The organism is Streptomyces sp. NPDC002886, assembly GCF_042888445.1.
Taxonomy (GTDB): Bacteria; Actinomycetota; Actinomycetes; order Streptomycetales; family Streptomycetaceae; genus Streptomyces.
On sequence record NZ_JBIAPV010000008.1, the window covers coordinates 92,794 to 114,371 of the forward strand.

General features: G+C 67.3%; 6 protein-coding genes. 1 reads left to right on the forward strand and 5 read right to left on the reverse strand.

All coding sequences use genetic code 11. The features are described 5' to 3' along the window. Window positions 1–184: 184 nt before the first annotated feature. The 5 genes from ACFYYB_RS30350 to ACFYYB_RS30370 form a co-directional block, all read right to left on the reverse strand. A complete protein-coding gene (locus ACFYYB_RS30350) occupies window positions 185–2,515 on the reverse strand; it encodes a UvrD-helicase domain-containing protein (protein WP_389439169.1) in 2,331 nt (776 codons plus the stop codon). Continuing rightward, a complete protein-coding gene (locus ACFYYB_RS30355; protein WP_389439171.1) occupies window positions 2,515–9,363 on the reverse strand; it encodes a DEAD/DEAH box helicase in 6,849 nt (2,282 codons plus the stop codon). The genes ACFYYB_RS30350 and ACFYYB_RS30355 overlap by 1 nt, the downstream gene beginning before the upstream one ends. Then, on the reverse strand, window positions 9,360–15,014 hold the full coding sequence (locus ACFYYB_RS30360) for a hypothetical protein (protein WP_389439174.1): 5,655 nt from the start codon (window positions 15,012–15,014) through the stop codon (window positions 9,360–9,362). Before ACFYYB_RS30360 ends, ACFYYB_RS30355 begins: the two co-directional genes overlap by 4 nt. Further along, on the reverse strand, window positions 15,014–18,178 hold the full coding sequence (locus ACFYYB_RS30365; RefSeq protein WP_389439176.1) for an SNF2-related protein: 3,165 nt from the start codon (window positions 18,176–18,178) through the stop codon (window positions 15,014–15,016). The genes ACFYYB_RS30360 and ACFYYB_RS30365 overlap by 1 nt, the downstream gene beginning before the upstream one ends. A gap of 143 nt (window positions 18,179–18,321) precedes the next feature. After that, on the reverse strand, window positions 18,322–19,509 hold the full coding sequence (locus ACFYYB_RS30370; protein WP_389439178.1) for a serine/threonine-protein kinase: 1,188 nt from the start codon (window positions 19,507–19,509) through the stop codon (window positions 18,322–18,324). Between the two features lie 550 nt (window positions 19,510–20,059). On the opposite strand from ACFYYB_RS30370, the gene ACFYYB_RS30375 reads away from it, so the two are divergent. After that, window positions 20,060–21,535, forward strand: a complete 1,476-nt coding sequence (locus tag ACFYYB_RS30375; protein ID WP_389439180.1) for a hypothetical protein — start codon at window positions 20,060–20,062, stop codon at window positions 21,533–21,535. Window positions 21,536–21,578 lie beyond the last annotated feature (43 nt).

The window sequence follows — 21,578 nt, forward strand, 5'->3', positions numbered from 1 at the left end:
GCATCAGACCAACCAGGCCGAAGTCGACGGAACGCGACGCAGAGGGACGGCTGGGGAATCAGCTCGAAGACTCCAGCTGACTCGCCCAGCCAACGACCTCCGGTTCGGCATCACGCGATGCGGAGTCTTGTCGGAAGGTCATGCGGCCCAGCATTTGCGCCCCCGCAGGGCAGACCTTCGTCTTTCAATATCGGGAAATATAAGGGCTCGGCGCCCCGTGCCAGCTGATGCGGAGGGTGTCGCGGGCGCGGGTGGCGGCGACGAAGAGGAGGGAGCGGGCCTTGCGTTCCTCGCGGGCGTAGCGCTGGGGGTCGGATTCGCGGTAGCGGTCGATGACTGCGGTGCGGGGGATGACACCGTCGCGGGCGCCCACAATCGCGAGCTTCTGGTATTCGAGGCCCTTGAAGCGGTGCATGGTGCCGACGTGGACTTCGCCGTCTCCCTTGACCCCGTCCTTGGTGAGTTCGGCTACGGTGATGCCGGCCTCGGTGGCGAGGTAGTACATGACCTGGTGGACGGAGTCGCGGTCGGCGACGCAGACGGCGATATTGCCGCGGGGGTCGCGACGCGAATTGTTGCCACCGTCGCCGGAAGTGAGTTCCTCGCGCCAGGCGTGGAGAGTGGTGGCAAGTTGGGTGAGCTCGTCGTCCCAGGTGTCGCAGGGGGCGAGTTCGGGGACGGGGCCGCGAAGGACGGAGCGGTAGCCGGCGAGGGTGTCGGTGCCGTCGTCGAGGTCGTCGTAGGCGGGTGCGTTGCCCTTGGTGTCGACGACCTGCATCGCGCGGGCGAGGATCTCCTTTGTGGTGCGGTAGCTGAGGGTGAGGCGGGAGGAGCGGCCCCGGATGTTGATGCCGACGGTGCCGAGTGTGACCTGCTGGTCGTAGATGCGCTGGTAGGTGTCGCCCGCGATGAACATGTCGTCGGGGCCGGGGGCAACCATGGCGCGGAGCATCTTCCAGTGGGCGGGGCGCAGATCCTGGGCCTCGTCGACGACGACGTGCTGGTAGCGGTGGGCGATGTAGCGCATACCGGAGCTGTCGTCGCGGTGGATGAGATCCTTGCCGCCGACCTCGTCCTTACGGTCCTGCCTGGCCTTGATCTTGGCGGCACGTTCCATCTCGAAGCGGGCCGCGCGTTCGGCCGCCTGGCCCCAGGTTTCGCGGTTCTCCTTGTCGAGGCGGGCGGTGAACTGCTCGAGGATCTTCCAGATCTGGGCGCGTTCGGGGCGGCTGACGGACCGGCCTCGGCCCGCGCGGCGGGCGTCGAAGTACGCCTTGCGGTTGCCGAGCGACTGGCCAAGGATCACCTGTTCCCATTCCTCGTAGAGGAACTCGGGCTCCCAGCGCTTCTCGTCGAGTTCGAACAGGAGGCGTTGGAGGATGCCGATCGCGACGCTGTCGTAGATGCGCTGCTTGCCTGTTCCGCTGAGTGAGTTCTCGTTGAGGACCCGGGCTGCGAGCTTGTCGATGTTGGTGATTTCGACGCGGGCGACGAGGTCGGGTTCGAGGAGGGAGGAGAGGCGGGCGCGGAGGTCGACGGTGAGGTTGGTGGTGAAGGTGGTGAGCAGGATGGGCTTGTTGTGGCCGGGAGGGAGCTGCTGGGCCAGGTGCTTGACCCGGTGGAGGGCGACGATCGTCTTGCCGGTTCCAGGGCCGCCGGAGACCCTGGCGGGACCGTTGTAACGGCGGCCGACGAGCTTGGCCTGGGCGGGGTGGAGGAAGACCTTCCAGGCCCGGAAGTCGCCTTCTTCCAGTACGACGCGGAGGTCGTCGTCGATGGTGGTGACGGTGGTGCGGGCCAGCGCCGCGCCGAGGTCGTCATGTTCGGTGTCGGCGAGTTCAACCTCGACAGGGGCCGTGATCTCGCGCCGGACCTCGTCGACGGACATCCCGGCAGCCAGGCCGTAGAGGATGTCCTTGGTCAGGAGCGGAGCGCCGGAGACCAGCTGGTCGAGCTCGCCGCTCTCGGTGACGGCGAGTGCGAGGTCGATGAGCTGTGCGGCGACACCGAGCGAGCGCAGGTTCTCTCCGGTCATCCCGGAGAGGAGCGGTGCGGCGGGCTCTACGCCGACCGACTCGTGAACTTCCGGGGTCGGCGCCGGCTCCTGGAGCTCGGACTCGGACGCCGGGTCGACCGGCGTGAGGGTGACGCCGGCGCGCTGCAGCACGCTCTGCCCGACGACGGAAAGGTCGACGAACTCGATCTCACCGGTGACACGGTTGATCGCGACGGAGAGTTCTTCGTAGACGTGCTTGCGGTGGCGTACCGCGACGACGAGCCACCGCTCCTGGCCGTGATCGTCCACGCCAGCCTTGGCGAGGAGAGCACGGTAGGACTGGTCGATCTTTGCGCGGAAGACCCGTCCGTCGCCCTTGAGGGGCTTCAGGTCGAGGCCGGGGTGGTCAGGATTCTGCCGGAAGCGGTGACAAAAGTCGTAGAACTTTCCCTTGACCGAGCGGTCGAGTTTGTACAGCTCGTGTTCGGCCTTCTCGTACAGGCTGAGCCGGGCGGTCATCAGGAGATCGAGCCTTCCGTGTCGGGGAGGAGTGTCAGGAGGGTGTCTAGGTGGTCGAGCCAGTCGGCGGCAGTACGTACGGTCCAGCCGTCGGCGGCGTACGCCTCGTCGCGTTTGCGGCGCTCTTCCTCGGCCTGGGACCCGTGTGTGTCCGGGGCCACTACGACGGCGATCTTGATCTGGGAATCGGTCCAGGCGAAGTCCGTCTGCCAGCCCCGTTCGCCCAGTTCATAGCCGAAGACGGGGGCCTTCTTGCCCTTGGCGGCGATTCTCTTGGCGAGCCGGGTGAGGTCGGATTCCGGTTCGTCCTCCTCGAGGAGCTCGATGATGTCCTCGTCCCACGCCCGGTCCCGCAGGACGCCGGCGACCACCTTCTCCAGGGAGGACTCCTCCGTCGATTCGGCGTCGGCCGCACCGGCGAGTACCGCGGTGCGGCTGTCCACGACCGAACTCACCTCGCCGACAGCCGGGTTCCGCTGGACGATCAGCGATTCGAGTTCACCAATGCCGCCGCCGATGGTGAGGACCTCCACCGGGTAGTCGGCGGCCTGGCTGCTCGCGAGCTGGATGCCGTCGCCGCCGGCGAAGCCCAGGAACTGCAACAGGTTCGACCAGTACAGCCAGGACCGCCACATCAGTTTGTGTTCGGCCGTGCCCAGGCTCGCGGCGCGGTCGTCGAGTACGGCGATGGCGCTCCAACCCGGCTCCTGGCCGGAGGCGTCCACGGTGTAGACCAGCGGCAGCCCGGTCTCATCCACGGCGTGCAGGACGAGGATCGCTCCGTCGCCTTCCCCGGCTTCCGGCCCCGGCGCCTGACCGCGGCCGAGGGCGGAGAGGGCGGCCCGTACGGCTTCGCGTGCCTGGCCCCGGTCGGCCTGTTGCACGAGCGGCTCCGGCGCGCTCATCAGCCCACCGACCAGCGCCTTGGCCCGCCGCCCCCATGCGGTAAGGGAGGGCGTGCGCAGATAGGCGAGGAGCGTGTCGATGGGATTGGCGAACACAGCGGCCGAGAAGTGGGCGCGGTCGCCGCCCAGCTCCTCGTACCACTCCTTGGCGGTGTCCTGGCCGATGCGCCGGTAGGGCGGCCACACCGGCTGCGCCTTGGCGGCGTCGCCCTTTTCGAAGAGCTCCAGGTCGTCCCAGGTGATCTGGAAGACGATGTGCCCGTCGGCCCGCAGATGGTTGCGCTTGGTGCAGTCGGGCGCGATCTGGTTGTGCTTGCGGCTGGCGTGGTACCTGTGGCCGTCGAGGTAGACGGTGACGAGCCGGCGGGGGCCGTCGGTGGATTCAAAGGTGAAGTCGGTACGTGTGTGCTCCATACTGCGCTGGGCGGTGAGCCGCCACCCGGTCGAGCGTACGGATCCGGTATCGGCGGCCTCTCCCGCACTGGCCGAGGAACCGGTGAAGCGGAGGTATCCGCTGTTCGTTCCGCTCTCGTCGAGTGCAGCGTCGTCCTGGTTCTCGCTCCACTTGCGCAGGGCGGCCAGGAAACGGGCCTCCAGGTCGGACTCGACCTGCTTGTCCAAGCCGATCAGTTCGGTGGACGCCACCTTGGTGACCGCCCACCCATCGACGGGGTTACCGTCGGCGTCGCGCAGCGGCTCGCCGTTCTCGTCGACCGGGCCGAGGAGGTCACCGAGGATCTGCAGGGCCTCGTGGCGTGAGACGACGTCCTGGTGCCGTTCCTCGGTGTAGCGGTGCAGACAGCGGTGGCAGGCCCGCAGGCCCTCGTCCTGACAGGGGCAGGCGAGGAGCACGGCACGGGCCTTGAGGAGCATGTCCTTGAAGTCGCCGGGGTCGGTCAGCCGGTCCAGATATCCGGTGCCTCCGGGGAGCCGGTCGAAGAGCACCAGGAAGTGGCGCTTCTCGCCGGTGGCCTGGTCGGGCATACGGGCCAGCGTGGTGTCCAGGTGCGCCGGGTCACCGCCGAACTGCCGGTCGACGCCGAGCCGCAGCGCGGCCTTGAAGGAGTAGATCTTCTCCTCGACGAGCACGGTGGCCGCGGGAAGGAGCACCCGCAGCGCCTCGGTGTTCAGCTGGTGGGCGAGGAGCACCGGCTGCTGGGGCACGGTAGCGGCCTTCTTCCCACGCCGCAGCGGGCACCACGGCTGGTGGTGCTTGACCTTCGGGTTGCGCGCGGCCGAGGAGTCCAAGGCGTCGGTGGCGTGGTCGAAGACCGGTTTGCCGTCGGCGGTCGCCGCCCCGCACGCGGTGCATACGTGGAACGGGGCCATGCGGACGTCCTGCCCGGCGAGTTGGTCCTCGGTCTGGCTGTCGAACCGCATCGGGCCGACGTTGATGCGGCGAATCACCGCCTTGCGGCAGTAGTCGACGCCGAAGGTGTGGTGGGCGTGCCGCCAGGACGCGCCGTGCTTGATCTCCTCCCGGGGGATGTCCACCGCATCGACGACCGTGTAGTAACGCTGTTCCCGGTCGTCCTTGTCGTCACCGATACGGGCGTCCTCGCGCTTGTCGCGGGAGGTGACGGTCGTGGGCTCGATGATCTGGTGCAGGCAGGAACCGTCGTCCGCGATCCCAGTACTGCCGCAGCGCGGGCAGGAGGTGCGATCGTTCTTGGCATCCTCGGTGCGAACGTAGCCACACTCCGGGCAGAACCGCCAGGCCGTCCAGTCCGGCTGAGAGGGGCTGCCGATGTCGATGCCGGTGATCTCGTGCTTGTAGCCGTTGACGTAGAACGTGTTGCCAGGCGCGAGTTCGGACAAGGCGTAGCGGCGGGGCCGGTCGTAGGAGCGGATCTTGGAGTCGAAGCGGTCCCGGCCGGTGTTCGGATCCATACCGTCGACCCAGTACAGAGTCGCGTTGAGGGTGGTAACAGAGTCGATGAGCGCATAGTTCGGCAACAGCCCGAGATCGCACAGGGCCTGCTGGGCGGTGATGAGCCCAAGCTTGCTCAAGCGCTTGCCGAGCGCGCGGTGTTCGGCGTCGAGTTCGGCTTTACGGTCGCGCTGTTCGTCCTCGGTGTCGTGGAGTTCGTCGCGGGCCTCCGCGATGTACCGCAGTCGCCTCCGCAGCACCTCCTCGGCGTGGAGCCACTGTCGCTCCGCCCGCTCTACCGCGCTGCGCAGCCCGCGTCCGGCGAAGGCCCGCAGGTCATCGGCGGCCTGCTCGTTGACGCCGACGGGGAACAGGTCCAGGAACCCCTCGACCAGGTTCGAGGCGTCCGCGAGCGCCGCTTCGACGAGATCGGCGAGGTATCCGGACGGGCCGAAGAGGGCCGGGGCGTCCCGTACGACTGCGGGCAGCGGACGGCCGTCAGTGCGCGACAGCCGGCCCCGCGCGGCGAGGTCGAGGAGGTGTGCGAGGTACTGGCGGCGCAGGATCTCGATGGCCGACAGGTGACTGCCCGGCGGCACGATCTGCCCGGCGATCATCTCGCGCGGCTGCTCCAGGTAGTACAGGTCTCGGCGGCTGCGGTCGGGGATGGTCAGCAGGAACGCGTTTCCGGTACGACGCCCGGCTCGGCCCACCTGCTGGGCGTAGTTGGCAGCACGCCTGGGCAGCGCGGCGAGCACGACGGCCGACAGGTCGCCGATGTCGATGCCCATTTCGAGCGTCGGCGTACAGGACAGCACGTTGGGATCCTTGAACCCGCTGCCATCCTTGAAGGCCGCTTCGACCCGCTCCCGCTCCGGCCGGGTCAGCATGCCCGTGTGCTCAGCCGTGATGACCTGGTACGTGCCTGCCTTCCGGTACAGCCTGCGGTAGTAGTCCTCGCGGTAGTTACGGTCCCGCTGGTGCTTGCCGAGCCCCTCGGGCCGGTTGCCGGCGACGAGAAGGCCGGTGCGGCAGCGGTAGGACGGGCAGCGCTGCCCGTCCCACTGCACGAGCAGGCCGGGGTGGACGGTCTGCTCCCAGAAGCAGTCCGGGCAGCGCACGAACGCCTCGTTGACCTCGGCGTCCTTCAATAGCTGTACGTCGATCGCGCCCGGCTTCAGTCCATAGACGCGCAGGCTGCCGTCGGTCGGGGTACGCACCGATAGCAGGCCCGCCTCGACCAGCGCGGGCAACAGCCGCAACCAGAACTCCGCGGCCTGCTCCCGCGGCAGCCCGAGCGTGCGCTGCGCCCACCGCTCGTGCCAGGAGAGCCGGCCAGTCGCGAAGTCGAACTCGCTCTTCGTCTTTGGCGAGCTGAGCAGGAACACCGGGGCCGCGATGCCCTTGGGGAAGGCGCGCATGCCGGGAGGCCGCTTGCCCCAGATGAAGTACCGGCTGGTACCGGCCTCGGAGAGGTATCCCTCCAGCCACTTGTGGCCGATCGCTCCACGGGTCCGGAGCCGCTCCAGGAAGATCCGCAGGAACCCGAGGTAGCGGGCGTCGTCCTGCTCGATGACCGGCAGTCCACCGCCTCGCCCGTACGGCTCGGTATGCGCGGCCTTGACCAGGGCGATCGCGGAGGCAGGGTCCTCGATGCGCACGTGGGCGGCGGCGGTGCGGGTGAGTTCGAGGGTGCGGCCGTTACGGGAGCGGAAGCCGAACTCCATCAGCGCCTCGAACGCGAAGCGCTCGCCGATCAGCTCCCAGGTCTTCCTGTCCCCGCCTCGCCCCTGACCGGACAGGAGCCGCTTGACGCCCTTGAAGTCGTGCAGGTCTGTGGGGACGACGGCCGCAAGGGTCTCGCGGTCGGTGGTCGCCGCGACCACGTCGGCGATCAGGTCGTGCAGCGCGATCGGCGTCTCCTCCGACAGGTGCTTCTTGAACAGTGCACGCAGGGAGAAGGTGTACGAGCGGCTGGCCACGAATCCGGCCCGGTGTGCGGCATCCTGCACCGAGTCGTTGAACATCAGGGTCTTGTCCTCACCCTGAGCCCTGTCCATCTCGCCGCCGGTGAACAGCTGGGTGACCGAGGCCGCGGCGAGGGCGGCGGCACCGGTACCGAGGAAGCGGATCGCGTTGTGCGAGCCGCAGGCCGGGCACCAGTCGTCCTCTGCGGCGGTGGTCGCGGTGTCCCCGAGGTAGACGAGGACAAAGGCAGAGTCGGAGCCCGCCAACCGGGGCGCGCCGGTCTCCTGGTCGTAGTCCTCGACCGGATCGGGTAGCCGCAGGCGGCGCTTCGGCCCGTCCAGTACACGCAACTGCCCGGCATTGGTGGCCGCGAGGGCGGTGCCGCCGCGGCCAGCACCGCGCCCGGCCTCTTCCATCGGGGCGGCACCGGAGCCCTCCTGGGCCTCCTTCTCGGTGGCCGCTATCAGGTTCCGGACCCGCATTTTGTCCTGGCTGACCGAGGCTCGCCGGATCTTGTGTGTGTCGACCTGTACGTCCGCGTCGTCGGTCTCCGGGGAGAACACCGCCCAGCCCGAACGGCCGCAGTCACGGCAGTAGACGGCCGGCAGAAACAGGTTCGCGGCCGCGCCCGCGGTCGCCGTCGTCACCGGAGCGGTACGGGCCAGCTGCTCGCCCGAATGGTGGGTGGAACCGGCCGAGTCCCACTGGAACTCGGCCTTGGGCCAAGGCAGCACACCGCGCACGACCCGCGACACAGACCGCGCCCACTGATGCACTTCGACCTGCACGAAGGGACGCGGCCGCTCGGGGGTGGAGGCCGGATCACGGGCCACCGAGAGCAGCGCCAGGAGCCGGGCGAGGGCAGACGCCGCCACCTCCGGCTGCCGGGTGATCGCCTGCCCCCAGGAGAACGCGCCCCGCCGCCACATCAGGTCCAGCACTTCGGGCACGGTCCGCACCTGCCCGTCCAGGGCGTGCATCACCGCCGAGGTCAGCATGTGCTTCTTCAACAGGCCGCCGAGCACGAGCGGGTCGGTCTCGCGTGTGCCCGTGACGGCCTCGACGAGCGCGAGGAACTCCTCCTCGCCGAGTGAGGGGTCGGGGAGGGTGGCCAACTCGTCGGGGACCGTGATCGCCAGCATCGGATCGAAGCCGCTCGGCGGCACGAACTCGTCCACCGTCTGCCGGTGCTCCCCGATGATCGAGGACGGGTCGAACTCCGTACCGAACACCTGCGTCGCGACGTCGAGCAGCTGACGGACTCCGTCCTGGTCCGTGCTGTCTGAGGCGAGGGTCGCCGAGGTCGCCACCGGGCAGATCCGCCCCAGCGGACGGCCCTTCTCCGCCACCCCGACCGCCGAGGCAAGGCGCCGCAGCAGCATCGCGACGTCCGTGCCCTGCGCGCCGTCGTAGGTGTGGAACTCGTCCACGACCACGTACCGGATGTCCGCGTCCGCCCACAGCTGGGCGTCCTGGGCCCGCTGGAGCAACAGGTCCAGCATCTTGTAGTTCGTGATCAGGATGTCCGGCGGCGAGATCTGCATGTCGGACCGGCGCGTGTACACCCGGTCGTACTGTGTCGCCGCCTTGTCACCGATGTAGAGCCCCGCCCGTACTCTGCTCAACGCTGGCTGCTCGGAGAGGAGTTCGTTGATGCGAGCGGCTTGGTCGGTGGCGAGCGCGTTCATCGGATACAGGAGCACTGCCTTGACGCCGGAGCGTCCGGCCGCTCGCTCACGGGCGCAGTGATCGAGGATCGGGTAGAGGAACGACTCCGTCTTACCGGAACCGGTACCGGTCGTCACGAGCGTGGGCTTCGGCGTACGGTCACCCGCCGAGGACAGTCGCTCGAAAGCCTTCGCCTGGTGCGCGTACGGCGTCCAACCATCGTTCCGCCGCCAGTCGAGATACCCGGTCCAGGACGCGTCGGCCGCGACGAAGGGCGTGCGCAGGCGGAGGAAAGGCCCCCGGAACATCCCTGAGTTCTCGTCTCCCAGGAACCGGTGCAGCGCCTGCCGTGCACCCTCGTCGGTCAGCGCGTACGTGGTGGACAGGTACTGCAGCAGGCTCTCCTTGAGCCCCTGCGCCTCGAGCGTCGGCCTCACGGCTTGGGCACCTCCTGCGTGACCGGGTCCCACTTGCCGGCCTCGACGGCGGCGTCGAGACGCTTCTGGAAGTAGGCGTGGGCTTCGCGCATCTCGGTCTCGCGGTCGGCCTTGTAGAAGGGGGCGGTGTAGCCGTCGGGGACGGGGGTCGTGGCGGGGTCGGCCTGGTACTTCTCGAAGGCCTTCCAGTGATCACTGGTCTGGCCGTGACCGAAGGCATTCCGATGAGCGGCGATCTTGCATTCACTGCTGTCGAACCAAGTCGCGTCGTCGTATCCCTGCAGAACCGGGAATCGGGCCCGGTACATGATGACGAGGGTTTCGGCGTCAATCCCGAGCCAGACAGCCACGAGCGCGTCAATCTCTACGAGGGCAGCCCGGCGGGCGTACTCGGTACGGAGGGGGGTGTCACGCTGCCAGGTGGAGGTGACGGCGTGGAGCTCGGTGCTCATGTGCGGCCAGCGGCGGGCCCAGGGCTCGTAGGTGGTCCAGGTCGGATCGTGGAGCTCCTGCCAGAGGTCGGCGTAGGCGGTGGTGAGGCAATTGAGGCGAAGAGTTCGGAGGAGGAGGGCGGGGGCAAGTGGATGGCCCGAGTGAGGGGCAGGCAGCGACTTTGAACGTGTCACGTGCAAGTCGGAGACGTTGATCGTCCGAAGGAAATAATCCAGCGGGAGTGAAGACCACATGCCGCTCACCAAGACGGTGTCTGTAGGCGTTGCAGCTACGGCACTCCTGAGGCCTCCTAGATGGACCACCCTTGGCGGTAGTAGCGCTACGTACAGGGCGCGTTCCGTATCTGGTGCGATCTGCCTGCGCCAGGCGAGGCGGTAACAGGACGTGTACGGCTTCGTCGCTCGGGCGAAGAACTCTTCGTCCACCGCCTCGGGTGCAACTTCCGCGGGCAAGCACTCGAACGCCTCGGCGAGTCGGACCCGCGCCTCCCTGGCCTCCGACTCAGAGTCGCGCAGGCGCTTCAGCTCCGTGTGGTCCAGCCACCGTTCCTGCGCATCGAGGTAGGTGGCCTCGCTTACCACCCGTCGGTACTCCGATTCCGGCACAGCATCTGATGCCAGCTCGAGGTGGTTGAGTCCCCGCGCCTCCCCGCTGCCTTGACTCGGCTGCTTGAAGAATGGGTTGGCTACGCCGAGCTGCGGCCCCTTTAGGATTACATCGCCCCAAGACTTTACCTGATAGCCCTCGCGACCATCTTGGCTCCCGTTGTGCTCAATTAGCTGGGTGTCCCTACCGGGACCGTTGACAGATTTTTTGGCATTTGTCTCGTTGAAGCCCTCGAAAATCTGCGGGTCGAGATTACCGAGCCTTAGCGGGTAGTTCGCAAGCGCATCGATCGCCGGATCTTCCGCTGTGCTCACGGGCGCGAGCAAGCGCACTCGCTCTAGCGGAACGCCCTGCTCCCCGGAGAGTCTCGCCCAACGCGCAAGCGTGTCCAAGGTAACCCGGACCACCCGCTTGCTGTGCGGTCGCTCGTCCCACGCGCCATTGGATTTCAGTCCTGGCGCATCGCCACTGCCGTCGTGGTTGGCCGATTCCCGGAAGGCCTCGGCGGAGTAAAGCCATGAGAGATGTTGGAAGTCGATCTCACCAGAGGCGCCGTAGATGTGCACACCAAAGTGCGTGGCATCACTGACAGGGCGGGGAAAGAACCGCTGTCCCGCATTAACGAAGTCACCGTGAACTCGCAGCCTGCGATATGCGGCCTGCCGCAGAGCAGCCTCCTTATCGCCGCTAAAGTGCGAGTCTGGATGGAGCATGCCAACACTGCCACTGGATGTCGCGTGATCCCACACCTGGCAAATGAATGCCCGGTACAAGTCGGGTCGGCTCCCGGAGATCAAAGGGTACACCTGCGGCGCCGCCAAGTAATCCGCCGTCGTAATCGTAGCCGTGGCCTCGCCCAGCATGTACGTCGCTACCTTCGGCTTCGCCAGCTCGACTGCACGCCGACGGCTCTTGTCCGCCATCGCAGGTTTCTCCGTGAGCATGAACCACGGCTCGAACTCCGCAAGAATAGGACTCTCATCCCAATTGGGCCGCACCCACGGCGGGTTCCCTACCTGAAGGTCAAACCCGCCGCCCTCGGCAAAAGCCAGCGCAAAGTCCAACTCCCAGTGCAGAAAACCCTGATCCTCCGCGATGTCGCGCACCGCACCCATCCACGGGAAGCGTGCCTCCGGCTCCCGCTGGTCCATGTCCATCTCGGTCTCGTCCTGGAGGAGCTGCTCGTACTTGCTGAGCTCCTCCAGGGTATTGAGGGACCCGATGAGCGACCCGGCGTCCGGGACCGGTCCACGGCCGAGCATGGCCTCCAGGAAGTCCAGCCAGTCGTCGAGGTCCTTCAGTGCGATGAGCGGGCGGCGGGCGGGGCGGGAGAGGTCAGGGGCGGGCTGCTTCCTGGTCTTCACCGTCGTCTTGGACGGGCCGACCTCCTTGACCTCCACGTGGACCACCCCGTCGGAGGACGCCTCGATGTCGGACATCGAGATCTGGTCTCCCGTCATGGCGAAGAGCATGGTGTTCTCCACGAAGCGCGGCGCGCTCGTGGGCATGGGCGGGGACGGAGGCTGGGTAGTCACCCCGGGCTCAGTCGCCGGCGGAGACTCGATGGGCGGCGCCGCATCGCCCGGCACCACAGTCGCGGACATCGCCTCGATCAGGTCGCCGATACTGCTGGCGCCCTCACCCCCCACCACCGGGGCACCCGCATACGCGTCGTCCGTTCCGTCGAGCAGCCCCGCCTTGCCCACCGGCCAGAACCACAGCGCGCACCACGCGTCCATGACACGCTTGAGTCGCCAGTACGGGGTTCCCGCCGCACGGAACAGGTCCGCGTACACCTTCTCCTTCGACATCCGGACGGCAGCGGCATCCGAACTAACGCCGTCGCCCTCGGAGCGCCGCAGAAAGGCGAACTCCTCGTCCTTCGTGTCCGCGCCCCAGACCTCGATACTGCGGGCGATCTCCCGCTCCGACAGCTCCATCCGCTTGGCGACCAGCGACCACAGGAATTCCGCCCGCCGTGCGGCATCCCTCAGTCGTGTGTACTGCGAGGTCGCCTCGTCGCCAGACTTACGGTCGAGGATCGGCTCGCCGGTCTTCTTGTTCAGCCGTCGTGCCGGCGTCTTCAGGATCCCCTTCTTCCACTCCGCGAGATCCTTCACCCCGCCCTCGGCCAGCTGTACGAGCAGCTTCTTCGCGTCGCCGCTCGCGCCCGTGACCGCTGCCCACCCCGGCGTCGGCAGCAGGAACTGGTGCACCGCCCCATCCGGCAGCGGCTGCTCGGCCCCGTCCTTCAGGAACGGCAGCGGCTCCGGTGCGAGCGGCTTGGCGTTGAGCCAGGGGGCCTTGCCCTTCGGCGGGGCCACGTCCCCCGCCGCGTACACGGCCCGCCGCCCGCCGATCAGCGAGTTGCCACGCCTCAGGTGCAGCCCGAACCACGGGGCCCGCATCCCGGGATGCATGGTGTTCAGCCACATCGAGACCTCGGCAAGTTCGACGCCGGTCGCGTTGAGGTCGACTCCGTAGGCGTTGTGCAGGGCGATGTACGCCTTGGCCTTCTGCTTCTCCGTCAGCGCGTCGCCCGTCGGCACGGACACACCCAGCTCGTCCTGCCGGCGCCTCAGGTACTCCTCGGCGACCTGGTTGATGGCCTCGTTGAGGAACGCTCCCGAGCCCAGAGCGGGCTCACAGATCCGGTACTTGAGGAGCTCCGAGGCACGCGTCTTGACGACGTTTCCGTCGGCGTCGCGCTCTTGGTCGAGACGATGCTTGAGCGCCAGCTCGACGGTGACCTTGGTCAGCGACTCAGGTGTGTAGTACGAGGCGGACGTCTCCCGGTCACGGCCGGCCAGGCGGTACACGAACCGGCCAGGCGGGTACTTCTTCGGGCCGCGCAGTCCTTTCACCGCGTCCCGGTCGTCGTACGTCACCCAGGTGTCCTCGGGATACTCCTTGAGACGCTGCGAGGGCACCAGCCAGGAGCCCTTCGCCGGGTCGCCACCCTTGGCGACCTCGCACAGCTCTTCCTCAGCGATGATGCCGGTGTACGACATCAGCCCCTCGTACACGGCGCCGAGCTGGTTGATGCCGAGGTTGCGGTAGGAGATGAACCCGGCCCGGCCCCCGGCCCGTTCGGCCTTCTTCAGAGTCAGCAGACGCAGCACCTCGTGCAGGGCGCTGTTGCGCGGACGCAGGTCCAACCAGACCGGCGCGCTGTCCTCGTCGCTGCGCGGGTCGCGGGTCTCGTTGCCGATGAGGCGGACGGAGTCACGCTCGAAGAGCTCGCTGCGCAGGGGCTCGAACCGCAGTCCGCGGTCCTCGCTCCGGTACTTCGCCTTGCGTCGCCGAGTGTCCTCGTCGTCGCCGGGGAGGGCGTCGTTCGGTTCGGTGCCATAGGGCCGGTAGCCGTTGTTGACCTTCTTGAAGAGGACGTCGAGCGAGGCGTGTAGATGGAAGCCGTTACGGGCAGTCTCCTCGGTCAACAGCTCGTCGCGCTCCACCAGTTCACGCAGACGCGCCATCGAGTAGCCGGCCTCGTAGGAGCCGTCGTCTGCGGGCAGGATGCCCAGTTCAGGACGGGCCTCGGCGTACAGCAAGAACAAGATGCGGTATAGGTAGCGCAGCGACTCCCGGGTGAGTTGCCGGGCGAACGACAAGTCCGGGCGCTCGATGTCGCGCGGGTCGAGCCCGGAGTCCTCCAGGCGATCCAGGACCGCGTTGGCGATGATCTCGACGGACTTCTGAAGTCCTTCGCGCAGCTCTCCGGAGACTCCGACCGCGTTGTCGCGGGACGCCTTGACCAGGGCGTCGATGGCCGGCGGCTTGCCGTCCTCGGCCGGTGCGAGTACGTCGTGGCTGAACAGGCCCGCGATCGTCGCGAGTTCGCCATGCTGGCGGCGGTCGTTGCGCTCCAGGGCTGCGTCGAGGTTTGCGGAGAGGTAGCGGCCCTCGCCCCAGGCATACCGGTCGGCGAGGATGATGACGCCGCCGCACAGGAGCAGTACGAACCGCGGGGCCGTGCCGCCCTCCTCACCCAGCTCGCTCTGGAACAACCAGGTGGCGAGCGCCTGCCCGGTCTCGTAAACCTCACCGCTGCCCGCCCGCAACGGGTGGAGCAGGCGGCCGTACCCGTCCGCGTCGAGCGCCGTGTCGTTGCTCGCCGACCAGCCGCAGTCCAGGGCCACGATGCCGTCGCCGTGCCAGGCCACGGCCACTTCGTGCTCGCGCCCGGCGCGGTGCACGGTCAGTGCCCGTGCGGTGGGTTCCGTTGAGACGAAGGGGAAGCCAAGCGCGGCGAGGACCTGCCGGTGCCAGTCCTGAACGCGCTTGCACCACTCCTCGTCCCCGTAGGTGTTGAAGCGGGCCTCGAAGGCCGCGGCGCCCGGGTACTCGTCATCCTGCTCGTCGGCCTTCGCCTGCTCGGCGAAGAAGCCGCGGTAATTCTCGTCCAGGTACGTCGAGCGCAGTGCCCGCACCGACTCGCGCGGCGTGGGACGCGGGTCGTGCTCGTCACTCTCTCGGTCAGCCCAGGCGGCGAAGACGCCCTTCTTGAGGCCATCGCCGAGCTGCTCGGCGAAGTAGAACGCGGACAGGTACTCACCGCGGTTGGAGAAGGAGTCGAAGTCGGTACTCATCAGGCGGTCGTCTCTCCGGCAACAGGCGCAGCGGATACATCGGTTACTTCGGCAGGCGTCGCAGACAGGGGTTCAAGGACACCAAGCAGGCGCAGCATCGGCGCTCCGGAGGTCCGCAACGACCGGATCATGGACTTGCGGCGGCTCGCCGTGAGGTTCACGTCTTGCTTGGCCTTCTGCGAGCGGGCCGAGGCGGCGAACAGCGCGTCCTGCTGCCACTGGGCGACCCGCTTCTCGTACGGGGCGAGCACCGCGTCGATCGCCTCCTTGTACTCCGCCGCGCGGTCCGTGAGAAACCCGGTCGCCGCGTCGACGGCCGCCGGCACCAGCGTCTGGAGCCCCTCCCCGTCGGCCGGGGTGGCGCGTCCGGGCATCTTCGGGCCGACATTGCACGCGGCGAGGAAGGCGTCATCGATCCGCAGGACGCGCGGGGCGCCTGGCAGACCGACGACGGCCATCCACTCCACGACGGTGGGGCGCCCCACCGCGTTGGAGTAGATGCCCTGGAGCAGGTACACGGGACCGGCCAGGTCGGCCGGTAGCTGCTCGTCCAGCTTCCCAGCCGCTTCAAGATCGGGGGCGAAGGCGAGAACGAACGCCTCATCGTGGCGCAGGGCGGCCAAGGCCTTGTCGGTCACCCAGTCCAGGACGGGATGGACGTCCGACACGTAACTGACGTTGGGCCACTGACTCTCGGTGGTCTCCCGGGCGACCTCGAGACGCTTGGCCGCGAGCCCCTTGTCGAAGGTGAGCCGCAACCGGCCCTCCTTCTTCGGGGTCGGCAGAATGCCCTGGTCGGTCAGGTACGACTTGGGCAGCGACTTCAGCCGGTACACCAGGTCCGGCGGCGGTTCGAAGGCGATTGTGCCGTCGTCCTCACGGCGCAGTTTGAGCACGTTCTCCGGCTTGTCGGGGAAGTACGTCTGACGCAAAGCCTCGTCGAAGTAGGCGGCCGTGGAACCCGACGCGCCGAAAAGGCTCGGCACCGTGGCGACAGGCACGTCGTCGGTCGGCTTCTTGGCGCCGACGTTGCCCATCAGCCGGCCGAGCATAGCCTTCGCGCCGCCGCTGGACTTCTTGATGGACTCCTCGACCGTCCGCCCGGAGATCAAGTCGCGCGTCAGGCGGTCCTCTTCCTCCTTTGCCCGGTAGATACCGGTGACGGCCTCCGCCGAGCCCTCGATTCGGTGCGCCTCCTCCTCACGGGCCAGGAGCTTAGAGCCCACCAGGCGGTCGTCCAGATACAGCGGCTCGCCCTTCTCACCCGTGCGCCACTCCACATCGCCGGTGAGGACCATGGCCCGGAACTGAGGGGCCCTGCTCTGCCCGTAACGGTCGATACGGCCGTTGCGCTGCTCGATGCGGATCAGCGACCACGGAAGGTCGTAATGAATCAACTGGTGGCACTGCTGGTGCAGGTTGACGCCTTCGGAGGCGACATCGCCGGTGAACAGGATGCGGACCGGGTCGGTCTTCAACCCGAATTTGGAGACGATGTCCTTCTGCTCGTCCTCGTTGCTGGCCTCGCCATGCATGACCTGGACCGCGCCGCCGTGGGCCAGCCAAGGCTTCGACTCCGCCACGGACTCCTCCAGCTTGGTCCCGGCCCGGAAACCGAGCCTGGGCGGGACCACTTTGGCCAGCCACTTCAATGTGGGAATGCGCTCCGAGAAGACCACGACCCGCATGTCCGACCCCGGACCCACACCGATCTCCTTCAGCTCGCGCACCAGGGCGTCGAGCTTCGCGGAGTCATCGTCGCCGATGTCGGCGGCAAGGCGCTCCAGCTCCACGATGGCCTCGCGCTCGATCCGGCGCTCGGCCTCGCGGGCCGCCGGATCCTGCCCCCTCCTGACCTTGAGGGGAGCCTCCAGAACCTTCCGCCGCGCCACGACGGAGTCCTGGAAGGCCCGGTGCGAGGACAGGAACGACTTCAGCAGGTTGTAGGCCACCATCGTGTCCGCACACACCGAAGAAGCGGCCGGATCGCGGGGTGTCCACCGCGCGGCGAGCTCCTCCAGGACCGCCCGCTCCTTCGCCCCGGCCTCGCAGACCACCGGCCGGGACGGACCACGGTCGGCCCACTTGCCCTTGAGGGAGTCACGGACCTCTCGGTCGGTCTTGGTCCGCCGGATGTACAGGTGGCCGAGGTCCTTCACCTCGTACTCCGACGTGTTCGCGATCGCCGTCTTGTCCAGCATCCGGATCAGCTCGGCGAAGGACTCCGTCGCACCGTTGTGCGGAGTCGCGGAGGCCAGGATCAGCGCGTCCGTGTGCTCGGCGAGGGCGCGGGCGAGGTCGTTGTTCTTGGTGCCCCGGTTGACCAGGTTGTGCGACTCGTCGATGACCACCGCGTCCCAGTGGGAGTTCTCCAGGTGGTGTGCGTAGACGTCGCTCTTCAGGGTGTCCACGGAGATGATTGCGCGCTTGAAGTACGCGAACGGGTTGCGGCCGGCCGGGATGTCCCGCTGGATGCGCTGGATACCGGTGGAATCCAGGCGAACCAGCGGGATGGAGAAGCGGGTCCACAGCTCGCGCTGGAACTGCTCCAGGACGTGCGCCGGTGTAACCACCAGGATGCGCTCGCCGCGCCCGCGGCGGATGAGCTCGGCGAGCAGGATGCCGATCTCCAGGGTCTTGCCCAGCCCCACCACGTCGGCGATCAGGACCCGCGGCTGCGGATTCTCCTTGGACAAGGCCAGCTCGGCGGGTCGCAGCTGGTGGGTCTGCTGGTCCATGAGAAAGTTGTCGGCCAGCGCGAGACCGTGCTCGGTCTGCGGGAGGGCAGTCTTGCGGATGACCGCCTCCAGGTAGAGGCGGGCCTTGCGGTGGTTCGGGGAGTCGTCCGGGACCAAAAGGGTCTTCTTCGGGTCGAGGGCCTCGATGTAGTCGAGCTTGTCGTAGAAGACGGCGTCGGTCCCGCGGACGAAGGAGGAGACTCCAGTCGCCTCGACCATCCAGTCCTCGTCACCCACCGGCGTGACGGTTTTGACCAGCCATTGCTCGTCCCGGACCCGGACCTGCGCGCCCGGCGCGTACTTGGCCTGGCGGATCAGGGAGGCGTCACCTGCGGGGCTGAGGACGGCGGAGTCCACGGCTTCATCCGCAGTGTCCTCCGTGTCGAACGCGCCCTGACCGTCGCCGGTCTCCGTCACGCTGGTCACTTACCGCTCCATTCCTTCATACTGCTGTTTCACATGCGCTCCGGAGAAGCCCGGCGATGAAGTACAGCGACTCGATCGTCTGCCGTTGTTTTACCGCAGTGCACTGACATTGCCTCCGGCGGACGATTTTCCTGATAGCCGAGCTACAGCGCGGATTGCATCGCGTACCGCTTCCGCAAGTCCTCGGAAACTGTCAGAGAGGCCGGTTTCCGGCCTCGCCTCGGCTCCTGGGTCGGCGGCTCCGGATCGGGAGTTCTATCGGCTTCCCGCACGATGTCTTTCGTGAGATCGGCAGGCGCCTCAGCGCCGGCACCTTCTGAGGCCGGGAGAGGACGGTCGAGCGGGCTGTCCTGGTCATCCTCGTCTGCAGTGCCGGCCTCGCCGACCGGGGCCGTGAACTGTTCGATGCGCTCCCACACCGAGGGGGACGGGCCGTTGTCCTGCGTCGCGCGGTCACTGTCCTCGGAAGAGGCCGTTGCACTCACCAGCGCATGGCGGGCTTGTGCTGCCGACAGCCCTGCATCCTGTACGAGGGCCACACACTGTCGGGTCACCTCGGCCAGCACGGGACGGTCGGCCGGCGTGTACGCGAGCATTGCTGTGATCAGCGGGAGGAGCGCATCAGGCAGCCCCTCCAGATTTGGGAACTGCTCTTCGTCCGCCACCTGAGTGGCGATTCCGAGCCAGTCCCCACCCTCGTACGGGTAGTGGCCGGTCGCCGCATACAGCAGCACTGTGCCGAGCCCGTACACATCGGCAGGTTCTTTCGGCTTGGTGCGGGCGAGCGCTTGTTCGGGAGGTATACACCGAATGGTGCCGATGATCATCCCGGCCTGCGTCAGGTTATCCTTGTCGGCGTCGACGAAGGCTCCGAGACCGAAATCGATCAATATCGGACCGTACTCACTGAGCATGACATTCTGCGGTTTGAGGTCGCGGTGAAGCAGGCCTACCTTATGAACCGCTTCGAGTCCTTCGGCGAGCAGAGCACCGAGGCTGGCGACGAGCGGGGTAGGGAGCGTGCCCCGGCTCTGCACTTGCTCGTGAACCGTATGTCCTGGGACATACTCGACGGCCATCCAGGGCTGCTCGGCGTACGGATCAGCATCGAGGAAGCGTGCCACTCGGTTCGTGCCCACGACCGTTCGCGCGATGAGCGCTTCCTTCTCGAATCGGGCGCGCGTGGCCTGGTCGAGGCGATCCCGTCGAATCACCTTCACCGCGACTGGGTCCCCGCCAGGGGAATAGGCCAGATAGACCTCTCCCATGCCCCCCGAGCCCAGCTCGCGCTCGACCACATAGCGGCCGATCTGCGCGGGCACCTCTGCCATGTTCCTTACGTCACCCTCTCGCGACCGCGTCACCTTATTGCACCATCACCGAAGGTCACCCTATCCCTGCGGCTACGGGAACAGAGCGGGTTTCTTGCCCTTGACGTGCGCAGACGTCAAGGGCAGGCCAATTGGCCCGACGGGAATCAGCCAACGTACCCACCAAGCAGGTCCGCGAACGCCGTCTGGTCACGCAGGCTCCGCCGGGGGGGGCGTCGCCATGGGACTCAGTGAGGTGGGTCAGACCGATGCAAGTGAGGGCGAGTGGGTGGTTCGGTTTCCTCCCATGGGGCAGTTTCAGGTCTGCTCGTTCATCGCCATGAAGCGATGCTCCTTGGTGGTTCGGTAAGGCCGTTGCGGCCGTTGAAGGCCGGGCGCTGCCCGTCGCCCCAGCGAAGGCGGTACCACAGGTGTCACCGGTCGGTCTCGCTCGCCTTCTGGCCGAGCTCGACACGCCTTACATCAGTGCCCGATCTCGACACGATCAGTTCGAGGAAGAAACACCCGAACGTGCGAGCGAACGAGCGTCCAGGTTGCCCTTCGCCCTATCGTGGCAATCCATACGTCGCTCGTCCAGGTGGAGGCCGAGGTCGTGAAGTACACATTGTCGGCGCAGCAGGCCGATCTGCTCCGTCAGATCGCAGCAGCACCCGGTGCCCTGACCATCACACCCAACCGTTCAAACACCGCGTGGGCCCTTCGCCAACGAGGGCTCATCCAGCAGAGCGGGCAAGCTGCGGTGGTGACCTCAGACGGTCGCTACTTCCTCAAGCACGGCAAGCACCCCAAAGAGGTCCAATCGGAGAAGGATCGCCTGGCCGGAGACGCCGAGCGAGCTGCACGTGCTCCCGCTGACGGGGCCGAATTGGTCTCACGCCTACGGGCCACGGCCTACGGCCAGCTCACTGTTCCTGATCCGGGCCCGCAGACCCGGGGCCGATGGCGGGCCGCCTACTACGACGCTCTTCATCACGACCGCGTACCAGCAGGGCAAAAACTGCGGTGGTCGGGACGCCAGCGCGGCGATTGCGCCTTCGCCCTGGTCGACGAAGAAGCCGAACTGGCAGCTCAGCCTCAGCCGGTGCATGCCATCGCGATCCCCGACACAATCGATCGCCCTCACCAGCTGGTCCGTGCGACACGCAAGGCCATCGGTAGATCCAAGAGCGCCGTAGACACCCGCGAAACAGCTGGCGTCATCCCTCTGAATGTCTCCCGCGCACAGGTGGATCGCGCCCTGCGGATCCTGCACGCGCTACTGACGGAAGTCGAGCGCCGCGGCTATCAAGTGGACGCCCGAACCGATCTACAGCACGGGCAGGCCCTACACGAGATGGTGGTCGTCATCCGTGGGCACGACTTCCCGCTCACGCTCACAGAGCGGACCACCAAAGTGCCGCACGAGCCTACGCCGCAGGAGATCCGCCGGGAGCAGCAAAGCCCCTGGACGCGCATCCCCAAGTACGATCACGCGTTCAACGGACGCCTCGAACTCGGTGTACCGGCCGGGAGCCGGCACCGGCATGTCTACACCTACAGCGATAGCGCGCGGTGGACCCTGGAATCCCGACTGGGGCATCTGCTACGCGATCTCGAAGAGCACGTCACGGCGGCCGAAGGCCGGCAGGAAAAAGAGCGCCTCCAAAAGGCTGAGCAACGACGCCGTTGGTATGCGACTGTCTCCCAGGCCCGTCAGCAGCAAGTCGACCGGCACCGAACAACGTTCCTGAGCGAGCAAGTACAGGCGTGGCGCCACGCCTCCGAGATCGACGCCTTCTGTCAGGCAGCTCACGCCCGGGCCGACGGGATGCCCTCCTCGGAGGAGGAGATTGCATGGTTGCGGTGGGCCGAGGAGTACGCGGAGCGGATCGACCCACTGCGATCGCCACTGAGACCACCGCCGGATCCACCATCCAGTCGCGAGGCACTGGGTAAATTCGTGCAAGGCGATCTCGATGCCCACCCCTGGCCGTTCGACAGCAGGGGGCGCTGGTCGCCACCCGACGAGGACGTCAGTCCCGTGTGAGTGCGCAAACGCCTCCGCCCTGCCTATGCGGGGCAGGGCGGAG